Origin of the sequence: Streptomyces sp. CB02923 (genome assembly GCF_001905005.1) — a bacterium.
In the GTDB taxonomy this organism is placed as follows: Bacteria; Actinomycetota; Actinomycetes; order Streptomycetales; family Streptomycetaceae; genus Streptomyces.
Window position 1 is genome coordinate 229,761 of record NZ_LWKZ01000003.1, and the last position, 18,206, is coordinate 247,966.

The window sequence follows — 18,206 nt, forward strand, 5'->3', positions numbered from 1 at the left end:
CCATGATTCCGCTGTCATTCGCCCAACACCGGCTGTGGTTCCTCCAGCAGTTCGAGGGACCGAGCGCGGCCTACAACCTGCCGATGCTGCTGCGGCTGACCGGCGACCTGGACGTCGCGGCCCTGCGGGGCGCGCTCCATGACGTGGTGGAGCGGCACGAGAGCCTGCGGACCGTCTTCCCCGACCACGACGGCAACCCCCACCAGCAGGTGCTCGCGGCCGACGAGGCCCGTCCGGTGATCGAGACGGTCCGCACCGACGAGGAGCGGCTGCCCGCGCTGCTGCTGGAGGCCGCCTCGCACGCCTTCGACCTGACACGGGACATTCCGGTGCGCGCGTGGCTGTTCGAGACGGCACCGGATGCTCATGTCCTGCTGCTGATGGTGCATCACATCGCGGCCGACGGCGGTTCGCTCGCCCCGCTGACCAGGGACCTGTCGGTGGCCTACGCCGCCCGTCGTACGGACGCGGCGCCGCGGTGGGACGCCCTGCCGGTGCAGTACGCCGATTACACGCTGTGGCAGCGGGAGGTCCTCGGCGACGAGGACGACCCGGACAGCCTGATCAGCGAGCAGGTCGCCTTCTGGCAGGAGACGCTGGGCGGGCTTCCCGACCAGCTGGAGCTGCCCACCGACCGGCCGCGGCCGGCGGTGGCCGGTTACCGGGGCGACCAGGTCGCGCTGTCCTGGGATGCCGGGCTGCACCGTGATCTGGTGCGCGTGGCCCGTACGCACCAGTGCAGTGTGTTCATGGTGGTGCAGGCTGCGCTGGCGGCGTTGCTGACCCGGCTGGGTGCGGGGACCGACATTCCCATCGGTTCGCCGATCGCCGGGCGTACCGATGATGCTCTGGAGGACCTGGTCGGGTTCTTCGTCAACACGCTCGTGCTGCGTACCGACACGTCCGGCGATCCGGCCTTCGCCGAGCTGTTGGCGCGGGTGCGGGAGACGGACCTGGCGGCCTACGCGCACCAGGACGTGCCCTTCGAGCGGCTCGTGGAAGCCGTCAACCCCGTCCGGTCGATGGCGCACCACCCGCTCTTCCAGGTACTGCTGGTCCTCCAGAACAACGCCAAGGCCGTGCCGGAGTTCCCGGGGCTGCGGGCCGAGCTGGACGGTGTCGACACCGGGGTCGCCAAGTTCGACCTCTCCTTCGACCTGGAGGAGCGGCTGGATTCCGCGGGTGAACCCGAGGGGATCGCCGTCGAGGTGGAGTTCGCCACGGAGCTGTTCGACAAGGGCAGCGTCGAGCTGATGGTGCGGCGGCTGGAACGGCTGCTGCGAGCGGCACTCGCCGACCCGTCACGGACGGTCGGGGAGTTGGCGGTGCTCTCGGAGGAAGAGCTCCACCGGCAGCTCGTCACGTGGAATGCCACGGACCGCGAGGTGCCGGCGGCGAGCGTGCGGGAGCTGTTCGAGGCCCAGGCCGACCGGACACCCGGCGCCGCCGCGGTGCGCTGCGGGGACGCGTGCCTGAGCTACGCGGCGCTCGACGCCCGCGCCAACCGGCTGGCGCGCCTGCTGCGCACCCACGGCGTCGGCCCGGAGAGCTATGCGGCCCTCGCCCTGCCCCGGTCCGTCGAACTTCCCGTCGCGCTGCTGGCCGTCGCCAAGACCGGCGCCGCCTACCTGCCCGTCGACCCCGACCACCCCGCCGACCGCCTCGCCCACGTCCTCGCCGACGCCGCCCCGGTCTGCGTGCTCACCACCGGTGCCCTCGCACCGCGGCTCCCCGGCACGGGGGCCGCACGGGTGGTGCTCGACGCGCCGGACACCACGGCCGCGTTGGCGGCCCTGCCGGACGGCCGCCTCACCGGGCCCGAGCAGCCGGTCGGCACGACGCCGGAAAGCCCGGCCTACGCGATCTACACCTCCGGGTCGACCGGCCGCCCCAAGGGCGTCGTCGTCTCGGTCGGCAACCTGGTCAACTTCCTCGGCGCGATGCGGCAGGTGTTCGCTCCGCAACCGTCGGACCGGTTGCTCGCCGTCACCACCATCGCGTTCGACATTGCGGGACTGGAGATGTACCTGCCGCTGATCTGCGGCGCGTCCGTCCACCTCGCCACGTCCGAGGAGGTGCGCGACACCCCGCGCCTGGCCGCGCTGCTGACCTCCTCCGGTGCCACGCTGATGCAGGCCACCCCGTCGCTGTGGCAGGGCCTGGTGGACCAGTTCCCCGAAGCGCTGCACGGGCTGCGGGTTCTGGTCGGCGGCGAGGCGCTGCCCACCCCGCTGGCGCACGCCCTGGCCGCGCACGCCGCCGGCGTGACGAACCTCTACGGCCCGACGGAGACCACCATCTGGTCGACCCTCGCGGACGTCACCGGGGAGGGCGCGGCCCCCATCGGCCGGCCGATCGGCAACACCCGGGCGTACGTGCTGGACGCGCGGCTGCGGCCGGTACCGCCCGGCGTCCCGGGCGAGTTCTACCTCGCCGGGCGGGGCGTGGCACGCGGCTACCGCGGGCGGCCCGGGGTGACGGCAGGACGCTTCGTGGCGAACCCGTTCGGCGCGCCCGGAGCGCGGATGTACCGCACCGGTGACCTCGTGCGGTGGCGCGCCGACGGGCAGCTGGAATTCCTCGGCCGCGTCGACCACCAGGTCAAGGTCCGCGGCTTCCGCATCGAACTGGGCGAGATCGAGTCCGCTGTCGCCGGGCACCCGGCCGTCGGGCAGGCCACGGCGCTGGTCCGGGAGGACCGGCCGGGCGACCAGCGCATCGTGGTCTACGTGGTGCCGGCCCACGGCGGCGCGGCGCCCGCGTCGGCCGGGCTGCGGCGCCATGCGGGCACCCTGCTGCCGGAGTACATGCTGCCCACCGCCTTCGTCGTGCTCGACGCCCTTCCGCTGACCCCGAACGGCAAGGTCGACCGGGCGGCGCTGCCGGCTCCGGAGAGCGAGCCGGACACCGGCAGCCGGGGGCCGCGTACCGCACGCGAGGAGATCCTGTGCGGCATCTTCGCGGAGGTCCTCGGCATCGACCGGGCCGGGGCCGACGACGACTTCTTCGAGCTGGGCGGGCATTCGCTGCTCGCGACCCGGCTGATCAGCCGGGTACGTGCCGCCTTCGGGGTGGAGCTGGCGGTCCGGGACCTGTTCGAGGCCCCGACGGCCGCCGGCCTGGCCGGGCGGCTGGACGGCGCGGCGGGCGCACGGGCGGTGCTGGAGCCGGCGGTGCGGCCCGCGCGGGTACCGCTGTCCTTCGCGCAACGGCGGCTGTGGTTCCTCGACAAGCTGGAGGGGCCGAGCACCACGTACAACGTGCCGATGCTGCTGCGGCTGACCGGGGAGCTGGACGTCCCGGCGCTGCGGGCGGCACTGGCGGACCTGACGGAACGCCACGAGAGCCTGCGCACGGTCTTCCCGGACGTCGACGGCAAGCCGTACCAGCTGGTGCTGGACGGCGCCGCGGCACGGCCCGTCGTCGAGGCCGTGGAGACCGTCGCCGGGCAGGCCCCGGAGCTGATCGCCGAGGCCGCCCGGCACACCTTCGACCTGGCCCGGGACGTCCCGCTGCGGGCCTGGGTGTTCTCCACGGCACCCGAAGAGCACGCACTGCTGATCCTGGTGCATCACATCGCCGCCGACGGCGCCTCGCTGGCGCCGCTCGCCCGTGACCTGAGCGTCGCCTACACCGCGCGCCTGGCCGGCTCCGCGCCCGCTTTCCCGCCGCTGCCGGTGCAGTACGCGGACTACACGCTGTGGCAGCAGGCCATGCTGGGCGACGAGGACGACCCGGACAGCGTGATCCGTGCCCAGATCGACCACTGGCGCACGGCCCTGGCCGGTGTTCCGGAGGAGCTGGCGCTGCCCACCGACCGCCCGCGGCCCGCCGTCGCCGGTTACCGGGGCGACCAGGCCCCCTTCACCTGGGACGCGGACCTGCACGCCGGTGTGATCCGGCTGGCCCGTACGCACCAGTGCAGTGTGTTCATGGTGGTGCAGGCTGCGCTGGCGGCGTTGCTGACCCGGCTGGGTGCGGGGACCGACATTCCCATCGGTTCGCCGATCGCGGGGCGTACCGATGATGCTTTGGAGGACCTGGTCGGGTTCTTCGTCAACACGCTCGTGCTGCGTACGGACACTTCCGGCGATCCGGCCTTCGCCGAGCTGCTGGCGCGGGTGCGGGAGACGGACCTGGCGGCCTACGCCCACCAGGACGTGCCCTTCGAACGGCTCGTGGAAGCCGTCAACCCCGTCCGGTCGATGGCGCACCACCCGCTCTTCCAGGTGCTGCTGGTCCTCCAGAACACCGAGGACGCCCAGCTCGCCCTGCCCGGACTGCGGGCCGCCCTGGAAGACGTCGACACCGGCGCCGCCAAGGTCGACCTGACGTTCAACATGGAGGAGCTGTACTCCGCGGAGCGGACTCCGGCGGGAATGACGGGAACCGTGGAGTTCGCGACCGCCCTCTTCGACCGGGAGACGGCCGAGGCGCTGGCCGAGCGGCTGGAGCGGCTGCTGCGTGCCGTCGTGGCGGACGCCTCGCTGCCGGTGTCCCGGCTGGACGTGCTGTCCCCGGCCGAGCGGCACCGGCTGCTGGTGGAGCGCAACGACACCGCGCACGAGGTGTCGCCGGCCACCCTCCCGGACCTCTTCCAGGCCCAGGCGGACCGCACCCCGCACGCCCCGGCGGCCGAGCACGAAGGCCGGGTCCTGACGTACGCGGAGTTGAACACCCGGGCGAACCGGCTGGCGCACGAGCTGATCGGCCGGGGCGTGGGCCCCGAGCAAACCGTGGCCTTGCTGCTGCCCCGCTCCCTGGACCTGGTCGTCTCCCTGCTCGCGGTCCTCAAGGCCGGCGCCGCCTACCTGCCCGTCGACCCGGAGTACCCCGCCGACCGCATCGACTACATGCTGCGCGACGCCGGTCCGGCCCTCGTCCTCACCACGGCCGATGCCGCCGCGACACCCGTACCGGGCCTGGCCGCCCTGCCCGTGCCCGGCAACGCCGGCGCCTGGGCCCACCGGCCCGGAACCGATCCGGCCGACGCCGACCGCACCGGGCCGCTGCTGCTGGGGCATCCGGCGTATGTCATCTACACCTCCGGCTCCACCGGCCGGCCCAAGGGCGTCGTCGTGGCGCACACCGGTATGGCGAGCTTCGCGGCGGACAAGATCGACCGCTGTGGTGTCGAGCCGGGCAGCCGGGTGGCGCAGTTCTCGTCGCCCAGCTTCGACGCGTCGGTACTCGAACTGTGGCTGGCGCTGCTGTCCGGCGCCTGCCTGGTGATGCCCCCGGCCGGGCCGCTCGCCGGTGAGGTGCTGGCCCAGCAGCTGGCCGGACTCCGCATCAACCACGCGGTGCTGGCGCCGGCCGCGCTGGCGAGCGTGCCGGCCACACCGCTGCCGGAGCTGCGGTCGCTGACGGTCGGCGGAGACGCCTTCACCGGAGAGGTCGTCACCCGCTGGGCCGGGGGGCGCCGGATGTTCAACGGCTACGGTCCGACCGAGGCGACGGTCTGGGTGACATCGAGCCCGCCGCTGTCCGAGCCGGTCGCCCCGCCGATCGGCCGCCCGGTGCGCAACATCCGGGTGTACGTCCTCGACGACGCGCTGTGCCCGGTGCCGGCCGGGGTGCCCGGCGAGCTGTACCTCGCGGGCGTCCAGCTGGCCCGCGGCTACCTGCACCGCCCCGGAATGACCGCCGCGCGCTTCGTCGCCAACCCGTTCGGCGCGCCCGGAGCGCGGATGTACCGCACCGGTGACCTCGTGCGGTGGCGCGCCGACGGGCAGCTGGAGTTCGTCGGGCGCGCGGACGACCAGGTCAAGGTCCGCGGTTTCCGCATCGAGCTGGGCGAGATCGAGAACGTCCTGGCGGGGCACCCCGCAGTGGCGGAGACCGCCGTCGTCGTCCGTGAGGACCGGCCCGGCGACAAGCGCATCGTCGCCTATGTCGTCACGGCCGGGGAAGCCCCACTGGACGCCGGCGCGCTGCGGGCGCACCTGGCCGGGCAGCTGCCCGACTACATGCTGCCTGCTGCGTTCCTCGAACTGGCCGCACTGCCGCTGACCACCCACGCCAAGCTGGACGTCCGGTCCCTGCCGGCACCGGACTTCGCGGCGGCGGCGGGCACCAGGGCACCGCGCACCGCACGCGAGGAGACGCTCTGCCGGATCTTCGCCGAGGTACTGCACCTGGACCGGGTCGGTGTCGACGACAGCTTCTTCTCGCTGGGCGGGGACAGCATCCTGTCCATCCAGGTGATCTCCCGGGCGCGGAAGGAGGGCATCGTGCTCACGGCGCGGGAGATCGTGCGGCACCAGACCGCCGAGGCGCTGGCAGCGTTCGCCGCCGAAGCGCCGTCGGCGGTCGCCGAGGACCCGCAGGACGCGGTCGGCACCCTGCCGCCGACGCCGATCGTGCACTGGCTGCGGGAACTGGACGCGCCGATGGACGGCTTCCACCAGTCGATGGTCCTCCAGACCCCGGCGGGTCTGGTCCAGCAGCAGCTCATCGACGTGGTGCAGTCGCTGCTCGACCACCACGACGCCCTGCGGATGCGCCTCACGGAGCGGCCGTCGGACGACGGCGCGGGGCTGCCGGACTGGGAGCCCGAGGTGCTGCCCCACGGCAAGGTGGCGGCCGGGGACTGCGTGCGGCGGGTGGCTGCCGAAGGGCTGCACGGCGCGGCACTGGACGACCTGATGGCCGCCGAGGGCGAACGGGCCCGGGACCGGCTGCGGCCGCGCGAGGGGACCATGGTGCAGGCCGTGTGGTTCGACGCCGGGCCGGGCGTACCCGGCCGACTGCTGTTGATGCTGCACCACCTGGTCGTGGACGGGGTGTCGTGGCGGATCCTGCTGCCGGACCTGGCCGCCGCCTGGCGGGCCGTGGCAGCGGGCGAGCAGCCGTCACCGGAGCGCGCGGGGACCTCCCTGCGACAGTGGGCGCGGCAGCTGCCGGCGGCCGCGCACCGTCCCGAGCGGCTGGCCGAACTGCCGTCGTGGACCGCCTTGCTGGGCACCGAGGAGCCGCTGCTGGGCAGCCGGCCGCTGGACCGTACCCGGGATGTGGGAAGCACCACCTGGTCGCTGACCGTCACCCTGCCCGTACCGGCCACGACGGCGCTGCTCACCGCGGTGCCGGAAACCTTCCACGCCCGGGTCGACGACTTCCTGCTGGCCGCGCTGGCGCTGGCCGCCGTCGACCGGCGCCGGAGCCGGGGCGAGGCCGGCAGCCAGGTGCTGATCGACCTGGAGGGGCACGGCCGGGAGGAGATCGTGCCCGGTGCCGACCTGAGCCGCACCGTCGGCTGGTTCACCAGCCTGTATCCGGTGCGGCTCGACCCGGGGCCGTTCGACCGGGACGAGGTGTGGGCCGGCGGCCCGGCGGCGGGCCAGGTGGTCAAGCGGATCAAGGAACAGCTGCGCGCCGTCCCCGACCACGGCATCGGCTTCGGTCTGCTGCGCCACCTCAACCCCGGGACCGCCGCCGAGCTGTCCAGGCTGCCCGGCGCGCAGATCGGCTTCAACTACCTGGGCCGCCTGACGGCAGCGGCGGGCGGCGCCACCGACGACTGGGGTGTCGTCGCGGATGCGCCGGCCCCGCCCGGCGCCGACCCCCGGATGCCGGCCGGCCACCCACTGACGATCAACGCGGTGACCGAGGACCTGCCCGGCGGACCACGGCTGTCGGCCACTTGGGAATGGTCGCGGGACCTGCTGGCCGAGCAGGACGTCCGGGCGTTCGCCGAGAGCTGGCTCGCGGCTCTGACCGCGCTGGTGACCCACTGCGAGGACCTGAACGCCGGCGGTCTCACCCCTTCCGACCTGTCCCTGGAATCGATGAGCCAGGACGAAATCAATGACCTCGAAGCTGAATTGGACATGCTGTGAAGACTCAGTCCGCACTTGAGGACGTCCTGCCGCTCGCGCCGTTGCAAGAAGGGCTCCTGTTCCACTCGCTGTACGACGGGCAGGCGCCCGACATCTACAACGTGCAGCTCATCCTGCGGATCGAGGGCGAGGTGGACGCCGCCGCGCTGCGCGCTTCCGCCGGCACGCTGCTGGCCCGGCACGCCAACCTGCGGGCCGGATTCCGCACCCGCAAGAACGGCCAGCCGATCCAAGTGATCCACCGCGCGGTGCCGCTGCCGTGGCGGGAACACGACCTGACCGGGTACGCGGACGGGCCCGCCGGACAGGACGCGGAGCTGGAACGGCTGCTGGCCACCGACCGGGCCGAGCGGTTCGACCTGGCCCGCCCGCCGCTGCTGCGGCTGACCCTGTACCGGCTCGCCGATCGCCGCTACTGCCTGGCACTGACCTGCCATCACGTCCTCCTCGACGGCTGGTCGACGCCACTGGTCCTGAGCGAACTGTTCACGCTGTACGGACAGCGGGGCAGCGACGCGGGGATGCCCCGGGTCACCCCGTACCGCGACTACCTGGCCTGGCTGGGACGGCAGGACCAGGCGGCGGCGGAGGACGCCTGGCAGCGGGCGCTGGCGGGCCTGGAGGAGCCGACGCTGGTGGCGGCCACCGACCGGACACCCGAGGTGCCGGGCCGGGTGGCGCTGGAACTGCCGCGGGAGGACACCGCGAGGCTGACCGCGGCGGTGCGCGAGCGGCGGCTGACGATGAGCACCCTGCTGAACGGCGCGTGGGCGGTCGCGCTCGCCCAGCTGACCGGGCGGGACGACGTGGTGTTCGGCACGACCGTGTCCACCCGGCCGGCCGACCTGCCCGGATCGGAGTCGATGGTCGGGCTGTTCGTCAACACCGTTCCCGTCCGGGTGCGGCTGGACCAGCGGCAGCCGCTGCTGGACAACCTCGTACGGCTCCAGGAGGAGCAGAGCGCCCTGCTGCCCCACCAGTACCTGGGGCTGGGCCGTATCCAGCAACTGGCCGACGTCGGCGACCTCTTCGACACCGCCGCGCTGCTGGAGAACTACCCGCTGGGCATCGCCGACGACGAGGACGTCGTGGCCGGGCTGCGCCTGACCGAGGTCGACGGCCGGGACGCCACGCACTACGCCCTCAACCTCGTGGGCGAACTGGTGGGCGACCGGCTCGCGCTGCGCCTGGACCACCGCGCCGACGTCATGGACCGGGAGCGCGCCACCGCTCTCCTCGGCCGGGTGCGGGCGCTGCTCGCCTCGGTGCTCGACACGCCCGACATCCCGCTGGACCGGATCGCGCTGATCGGCGCGGCCGAACGCGAGCAGGTCCTCGGCACGTGGAACGACACCGCTCACCCCCTGCCCGAAACCCACCCGGCCGCCATGTTCGAGGCACAGGCCGCCCGGACACCGCAGGCCACGGCGGTGGTGGACGACGGGGGCAGCTGGACGTACGCGGAACTCAACGAGCGGGCCAACCGGCTGGCCCATCTGCTGATCGGACGGGGCGCGGGACCCGAGCAGCTGGTGGCGCTGGCGCTGCCGCGCTCGGCCGACCTGCTGGTGGCGCTGCTCGGCGTGTGCAAGAGCGGCGCGGCCTACCTCCCGCTGGACCCCGGCCAGCCACGGGAGCGGATCGCGTCCACCCTCGGCGACGCCGCCCCCAGCACGCTGATCACCGCTGCCGGGACGGCCGGCGCGGTGGCCGGGACGGCCGTCCCGCAGCTCGTCCTGGACTCTCCCGGCACCCGGGCGGCGCTGGCCGCGCAGCCGGCCACCGATCCGTCCGACGCCGACCGCGTCGCCCCCCTGCTCCCGTCGCACCCGGCGTACGCCCTCTACACCTCCGGGTCCACCGGCCGGCCCAAGGGCGTCCTCACCACCTGCGCCGGTGTCAGCGGGCACCTGGCCTGGATGGCCTCCAGGTACCCGCTGGAGCCGGAGGACCGGGTGCTGTTCCGCACGGCGGTGAGTTTCGACGCGTCGGTCTGGGAGATCTGGCTCCCGCTGCTCACCGGTGCCGGCCTGTGCGTGGCGCCGGACGACGTGGTGAAGGACCCGGAGCGCCTGATGGCGTTCATCGCGCGGCACCGCGTCACGGTGGCCCAGTTCGTCCCTTCGCTGCTTGCCGAACTGCTCCGCGTGCCGGTGGACGCGGCACCGCCGCTGGAGCATGTCTTCGTCGGCGGCGAACCGATCGGGTCCGGGCAGGCCGCGGCAGCGGTCGCGGCCTGGGGCGTGCGGGTGCACAACCTGTACGGCCCGACCGAGACCACGGTCCAGGTGACGGCGCACGACTTCGACCCGGCGGCCGACACCGGAACGGTGCCCATCGGACAGCCGGTGTGGAACACCCGGCTGTACGTGCTGGACGCCGCGCTGCGCCCGGCCCCGGTGGGGGTCGCCGGTGAGCTGTACGTCGCGGGCGCCCAGCTGGCCCGCGGCTACCTGAACCGCCCCGGCCTGACCGCGCAGCGGTTCGTCGCCCACCCCTACGGCGCGGCCGGCGAGCGGCTGTACCGCACGGGCGACGTCGTGCGCCGGCGGGCGGACGGCCGGCTGGAGTACCTGGAGCGGGCCGACGACCAGGTGAAGATCCGCGGCCAGCGGATCGAACCGGGCGAGGTCGAGTCTGTCCTGGCCGGTGACCCGCGGGTGGGCCGGGCCGCGGTCGTGGTCCGCGAGGACCGGCCCGGTGACCGGCGTCTGGTCGCCTACCTCGTGCCCGCCGGCGAGGGAGAGCCGGACGTGGCGTCGGTGCGCGCACGGGCCGCCGAAGCACTGCCCGGCTACGCGGTGCCGGCCGCGTTCGTCGTGCTGGACAAGCTGCCGCTGACGGCCAACGCCAAACTGGACCGCCGCGCGCTGCCCGCCCCGGAGTTCGGCGCGGCCGCCGGGTCACGGCGGCCGCGCGATCCGCGCGAAGAGATCCTGTGCCGCCTTTTCGAAAGTGTGCTGGGTGTGCAGCGGGTGGGCATCGACGACGCCTTCTTCGACCTGGGCGGGCACTCCCTGCTGGCGATGCGGCTGATCAGCCGGGTCCGCGCCGTACTGGGGGTGGAGCCGGCGGTGCGCGACCTGTTCGAGGCACCGACGGTGGCGCGGCTGGCGGCACGGCTGGACGGGGTGGCGGGGGCGCGGCCCGCGCTGACCCGGGCGGCCGAGCGGCCCGAACGGGTGCCGCTGTCGTTCGCCCAGCGCCGACTGTGGTTCCTGCACCAGTTCGAGGGACCCAGCGCGACCTACAACGTGCCGGTGGCGCTGCGGCTGACCGGCGCGCTCGACGTCACGGCGCTGCGTACCGCGCTCGCCGACCTGGCGGAGCGCCACGAGAGTCTGCGCACCGTCTTCCCCGAGGCCCACGGCACGCCGTACCAGCAGGTGCTGGGGAGCACCGCGGCCCGCCCGGTGCTCGAAACCGCCGATGTCGACGCGGACCGTCTGGACGCTGAGGTGCGGGAGGCGCTGGCCCGGCCCTTCGACCTGACGGGGGAGATGCCCCTGCGGGCCCATGTGTTCACGCTGGCCGAGGACGACCACCTCCTGCTGCTGGTGGCCCATCACATCGCCAGCGACGGCGCGTCGGCCGGCCCGCTGCTGCGGGACCTGTCGACGGCGTACGGGGCGCGTTGTGCCGGGCGGGCGCCTGCGTGGGCGCCGTTGCCGGTGCAGTACGCGGACTACACGCTGTGGCAGCGTGACGTCCTCGGTGACGAGAACGACCCGGGGTCGGTGCTGGCCGGGCAGATCGCGTACTGGAAGGACACCCTGGCCGGGCTGCCCGACCAGCTCGAACTGCCCACCGACCGGCCCCGGCCCGCCATCGCCGGCCACCAAGGCGCCAGTGTCGCCTTCCAGTGGGACGCGGACCTGCACACCGGGCTGGTGCGGCTGGCCCGGGAGCACCAGGCGAGCCTGTTCATGGTGGTGCAGGCAGGTATCGCCGCGCTGCTGACCCGGCTGGGCGCGGGCACCGACATCCCCATCGGTTCGCCGATCGCCGGGCGTACCGATGATGCGCTGGAGGACCTCGTCGGGTTCTTCGTCAACACGCTCGTGCTGCGCACCGACACCTCCGGCGACCCGACTTTCGCCGAACTGCTGGCGCGGGTGCGGGAGACGGATCTGGCGGCCTACGCGCACCAGGACGTGCCCTTCGAACGGCTCGTCGAAATCCTCAACCCCACCCGCTCGCTTTCCCACCACCCCCTCTTCCAGGTCATCCTGACCTTCCAGAACAGCGAGGAGATCGAGGCCGATCTGCCGGGGGCCGAGGCCCGGGACCACATCCTGTCCGCGGTGGCGGCGAAGTTCGACCTGTCCTTCACCGTCGAGGAACAGCTCACCGGCGACGGGACGCCGGCCGGGCTGCGCGGTTCGGTGGAGTTCGCGGCGGACCTCTTCGAACCGGACACCGCGCGGCGGATCGCCGAGCGGCTGGAGCGGCTGCTGCGGGCCGTGGCGACGGACGTCACCCGGCCGATCGGCGAGCTGGAACTGCTCGCCTCCGAGGAACGCGAGCAGCTGCTCACCGGCTGGAACGACACCGCACACCACGTCCCGGCGGCGACGCTGCCGGAGCTGTTCCAGGCCCAGGTGGCGCGGACGCCGGACGCCGTGGCGGTCGTACACGACCGGGAGCAGCTGTCGTACGCGGAGCTGAACGCGCGGGCGAACCGGCTGGCGCATCACCTGATCGGGCGTGGTGTCGGGCCGGAGCGGATCGTGGCGCTCGCGCTGCCGCGCTCCGTCGACCTGGTCGTCGCGATCCTCGCGGTCCTCAAGACGGGCGCCGCCTACCTGCCCGTCGACCCGGACTACCCCGCCGACCGCATCACGTACATGCTCGGCGACGCCCGGCCCGTGCTCGTCCTGAGCGACGCGGAGACCGCGCGGACGCTGCCGCGTACGGAGATACCCGTACTGGACGTGCCGGGGACGGCCGGGACGTCGGCCGGACTGCCGGAACGCGACCCGGTGGACGCGGACCGCCCGGTCCCGGCGGGCGTGACGAACCCCGCGTTCGTGATCTACACCTCGGGCTCGACGGGCCGCCCCAAGGGCGTGGTCGTCGAACACCGCTCGCTGAACATCTATCTGGCGTGGGCCCGCAGCGCTTACGGGGCGGTCGGCGGCCGGGCGCTGGTGCACTCGCCGGTGTCCTTCGACCTGACCGTGACCGGCCTCTTCGGGCCGCTGACGGCAGGCGGCTGCGTCCAGCTCATCGAGCTGACCGAGGAGTCGGCCGACGAACTGCCCGAGCGGCCCACGTTCGTCAAGGCGACCCCCTCCCACCTGGGGCTGCTGCTGGCCCTGCCCGAGCGGTTCTCCCCCACCGGCCAGCTGGTCCTGGGCGGCGAGTCGCTCCTCGGCGAGGTCCTGGACGAGTGGCGGCAGAGGCATCCCGGTGTCACGGTCGTCAACGAATACGGTCCGACCGAAACCACCGTCGGCTGTACGGAATTCCGGATCGCACCCGGCGCCGAAGCCCCCTCCGGCGTCGTCACCATCGGCCGGCCGGTCTGGAACTCGCAGATGTACGTCCTGGACGCCCGGCTGCGGCCGGTGCCCGCCGGGGTGACCGGCGAGCTCTACATAGCCGGCGAACTCCTCGCCCGCGGCTACCTGAACCGCCCCGGCCAGACCGCCGGCCGGTTCGTGGCCAACCCGTTCGCGCCCTCCGGCGCCCGGATGTACCGCACCGGCGACCTCGTCAAATGGCGCGCCGACGGGCAGCTGGAGTTCGTCAGCCGCGTCGACAACCAGGTCAAGGTCCGCGGCTACCGCATCGAACTCGGGGAGATCGAGGCCGTGGTCGCCGCCCACCCCTCGGTCGGCCCGAGCGCCGTCATCGTCCGCGAGGACCGGCCGGGCGACAAGCGGATCACCGCCTACGTCACCCCCGCGGACGGGCACCGGACGGTGGACACCGCCCAGCTGCGGGCGCACGCCGAGGAGGTGCTGCCCGGATACATGCTGCCGTCCGCGTTCGTCGTGCTGGACACGCTGCCGCTCACCCCGAACGGCAAGCTGGACCACGCCGCGCTCCCGGCCCCGGAGGCCGCCGCGGCGCCGGACGGCAGGGGGCCGCGGACCGCACAGGAGGAAGTGCTGTGCGACATCTTCGCGGAGGTCCTCGGCGTCGAACGCGTCGGCATCGACGACAACTTCTTCGACCTCGGCGGACACTCCCTGCTCGCCATGCGGCTGATCAGCCGCATCCGCACCACCTTCGACATCGAGCTGACCGTCCGGGACCTGTTCGAGGCCCCCACGGTCGCGGGGGTGGCCGTCCGGCAGGCCGACACCCCGCAGGGCAACTCCGGGCCAGCCCCGATGGACCGGCCGGAGCGGATACCGCTGTCGTTCGCCCAGCGCCGCCTGTGGTTCCTGCACCAGCTGGAGGGCCCCAGCCCCACCTACAACGTGCCCCTGCTGCTGCGGCTCACCGGCACGCTCGACGTACCGGCGCTGCGTGCGGCGCTCGCCGACCTGACCGGACGGCACGAGAGCCTGCGCACCGTCTTCCCGCATGAGGAAGGCATCCCGTACCAGGTCATCCGGCACGGCGCGGCCGGGGCGCCCACCATCGAGTGTGTCCGCCCCGCCCCGGACGAGCTGGCGTCGGCCATCACCGAGGCGGTCCGATACGCCTTCGACATGACGCGCGAGATCCCGCTCCGGGCATGGCTGTTCGAGACCGGCCCGGAGGAGCACACGCTGCTGCTGCTGATCCACCACATCGCCGGTGACGGGGCTTCGGTGGGCCCGCTGGCCCGCGACCTGTCGACGGCGTACGGGGCGCGTTGCGTCGGCCGGGCGCCTGCGTGGGCGCCGTTGCCGGTGCAGTACGCGGACTACACGCTGTGGCAGCGTGATGTCCTAGGTGACGAGAACGATCCGGGGTCGGTGCTGGCCGGGCAGATCGCGTACTGGAAGGACACCCTGGCCGGGCTGCCCGACCAGCTCGAACTGCCCACCGACCGGCCCCGGCCCGCCATCGCCGGCCACCAGGGCGGCACGGTGGAGTTCGCGTGGGACACCGCGCTGCACCAGGACATCGCACGACTGGCGCGCGAGCACCGGGCGAGCGTCTTCATGGTGCTCCAGGCCGCGGTGGCGACCCTGCTCACCCGCCACGGTGCCGGCACCGACATCCCCCTCGGCACCGCCACCGCGGGCCGGGCCGATGAAGCACTCGACGACCTCGTCGGGTTCTTCGTCAACACGCTCGTGCTGCGCACCCACACCTCCGGCGATCCGACCTTCGCCGAACTGCTGGAACGGGTACGGGAGGCGGACCTGGCGGCCTACGCCCACCAGGACGTGCCCTTCGAACGGCTCGTGGAGATCGTCAACCCGCTCCGCACCCTGGCCCGTCACCCCCTGTTCCAGGTGGCGGTGGGCCTGGAGGAGACAGCCGGCGCCGCGCTGGAGATGCCCGGACTGACGATCGAGCACCTGCCCGACGGCATGGGCGTGGCCAAGGTCGACCTGGCGTTCAACTTCGCCGAGCGGGCGGGGGACGACGGGAAGCCCGACGGGCTGCGCGGCGTCGTGGAGTTCGCGACGGACCTTTTCGAGCCGGAGACCGCGCGGGCGTTCGCCGAACGGCTGGAGCGGCTGCTGCGTGCGGCCGTGGCGGACGCGGCCCGGCCCATCGGGGAGCTGGACATGCTCGGCGCCGAGGAGCGCGAGCGGCTGCTCACCGGCTGGAACGACACCGCGTACGACGTTCCGGCGGCGACCTTCCCGGAACTGTTCCAGGCCCAGGTGGCCCGGGACCCCGGGGCGCCGGCGCTGGAGTTCGCGGACGTCACGCTGTCGTACGCGGAGCTGAACGCGCGGGCGAACCGGCTGGCGCATCACCTGATCGGGCGTGGTGTCGGGCCGGAGCGGATCGTGGCGCTCGTGCTGCCGCGCTCCGTCGACCTGGTCGTCGCGATCCTCGCGGTCCTCAAGACGGGCGCCGCCTACCTGCCCGTCGACCCGGACTACCCCGCCGACCGCATCGCGCACATGCTGACCGACACCCGGCCCGCCCTGATCCTGACCGGTGACGGAGCGGCCGGCGGACTGCCCCGGACCGGCGTGCCGGTGCTCCCGGTGGCGGCCCTCGCGCCCGGCGACGACCACGACCCGTCGGACGCCGACCGCACCACCGGGCTGCTTCCGGACCACCCCGCGTACGTGATCTACACCTCCGGCTCCACCGGCCGGCCCAAGGGCGTCGTCGTCGCCCACCGGGGACTGGCCAACCTGTCGGCGCACCAGACCGAACGGCTGGGCGCCGGGCCGGGGAGCCGGATCTCCCAACTGGTGTCGCCGAGTTTCGACGTCTCCGTGGCCGAGCTGTCCATGGGCCTGCTGGCCGGCGCCTGCCTGGTCATGCCGGCCGAACAGCCGACCGGGGAGGAGCTCGCGGACTTCCTGGCCGGCCGGGGCATCACCCACGCCCATGTGCCCCCGGCGTTGCTGACGGGCATGCCGCGCCGGGAGCTGCCACGGCTCGCCTCGCTCATGGTCGGCGCGGAGGCATGCCCGCCCGACGTCATCGCGTACTGGTCGCGGGGGCGGCGGATGGTCAACGCGTACGGGCCGACCGAGGCGACCGTGGACAGCTGCTACGCGTTCTGCGGGCCGCATCAGGGGCCGGGCCGCACACCCATCGGCCGACCGGTCTTCAACACCCGGCTGCACGTCCTGGACGACCTGCTGCGGCCCGTCCCGGTGGGCGTGACCGGTGAGCTGTACATCGCCGGCCGGGGACTGGCCCGCGGCTACCTGGGCCGGCCAGGCCTGACCGCCGGCCGGTTCGTCGCCGATCCGTACAGCGGCACCGGGGAGCGGATGTACCGCACCGGCGACCTCGTGCGGCGCAGGCACGACGGCCAGCTGGAGTTCGTCGGCCGCGTCGACGGCCAGGTGAAGGTGCGGGGTTTCCGCATCGAGCTGGGCGAGATCGAGAACGTCCTGCTCGAACACCCGGCCGTCGGCCGGGCCGCGGTCATCGTGCTGGAGGGCCGCCCCGGAGACAAGCGGATCACCGCCTACGTCGTGCCGGCCCGCGCGGGGACGGCTCCTGCGGGAGCCCCGGGCGCCGGTGCGGGCGGTCTGGACATCGCCGAGCTGCGGGAGTGGGTCGCCGGAGTGCTTCCGGAGTACATGCTGCCGTCCGCCTTCGTCGTCCTCGACGCCCTGCCGCTGACACCCAACGCCAAGCTGGACCGGTCGGCGCTGCCCGCGCCGCGGGTCACCGGCGCCGAGGGCGGCCGTGGTCCGCGGACCGCGCGGGAGGAGGCGCTGTGCGCGCTCTTCGCGGAGGTCCTCGGAGTGGAGCGGGTCGGCATCGACGACAACTTCTTCGACCTGGGCGGGCACTCGCTGCTCGCCGCGCGGTTCGTCGGGCGGGTGCGCGCCATGTACGGCGTGGACTTCCGCGTCCGCGACCTGTTCGCGGCGCCCGACGTCGCCGCCATCGCCGGGCGGCTGGACACCGGGCGCGACGGCAGCGGGCCCGGCAGTGCCGCCGCCCCGGGGAACGGGCTGGACGTACTGCTGCCGCTGCGGACCACCGGCGACCGTACGCCGCTGTTCTGCGCGCCTCCCACCGTGCCCCTGAGCTGGTGCTACACCGGCCTGCTCAAGGAGTTGGGCCCGGACTGCCCGCTCTACGGTCTGCAGAGCCCGGGGCTGGACGGTACGGGCGAACTGCCGCGCGACTTCGCGCAGATGATCGAGGAGTACGCCACCCGCATCCAGCAGGTGCAGCCCGCCGGCCCTTACCGGCTGCTGGGGTACTCGCTGGGCGGCAACATCGCCCAGGCGCTCGCCACCCATCTCCAGGAGCGGGGCGAAGAGGTGGAGCTGGTGGCCGTTCTCGACGCCTACCCCGGCGGAGACGTCGAACCCGTACCGCTCACCGACGCCCAGACCCTCGCCCGCTTCCACACGGATCTGTGCGGGGACGGCGGCGGGGCCAAGGACCCGGCCCGCAAGCGTACGGAGGTCATCGACTCGCTCCGGCCCGGCCTGCCCGGTGACATGACCGAGGAGCAGCTCTCCCGGCTGCTGGACGCGATGATCGCCGCGGTCGGGAACACCAGCCGGTACGAGCCGCGGGTGTACAAGGGCGACCTGCTGCTGTTCACCACGACCGTCGGACGCCCGGACCACGACGCGATGCCCGCGGCGTGGCAGCCCCTCACGGACGGCGAGGTCGTCAGCCACCTCGTCCCCGCCACGCACGAAAGCCTGCTGGAAGGCGGGGCACTGTCCACGGTCGGCGCGCTGCTCTCCGAGCAGCTGCGGGCCCTGGACGCCGCGCGGGGCCGGTAGCCACGGTCCCCTGTCCGGCCGGCGC

The 18,206-nt window shown here is 73.6% G+C and carries 2 protein-coding genes; both read left to right on the forward strand.

The annotated features are described in order from the left end of the window. Positions 1 to 2: 2 nt before the first annotated feature. The gene (locus A6A06_RS08125; RefSeq protein WP_073760498.1) at positions 3 to 7,838 is read left to right on the forward strand and encodes a non-ribosomal peptide synthetase; all 7,836 of its coding nucleotides are present in this window, start codon (positions 3 to 5) and stop codon (positions 7,836 to 7,838) included. Continuing rightward, on the forward strand, positions 7,835 to 18,181 hold the full coding sequence (locus A6A06_RS08130; RefSeq protein ID WP_073760499.1) for a non-ribosomal peptide synthetase: 10,347 nt from the start codon (positions 7,835 to 7,837) through the stop codon (positions 18,179 to 18,181). The genes A6A06_RS08125 and A6A06_RS08130 overlap by 4 nt, the downstream gene beginning before the upstream one ends. Positions 18,182 to 18,206: the final 25 nt, after the last annotated feature.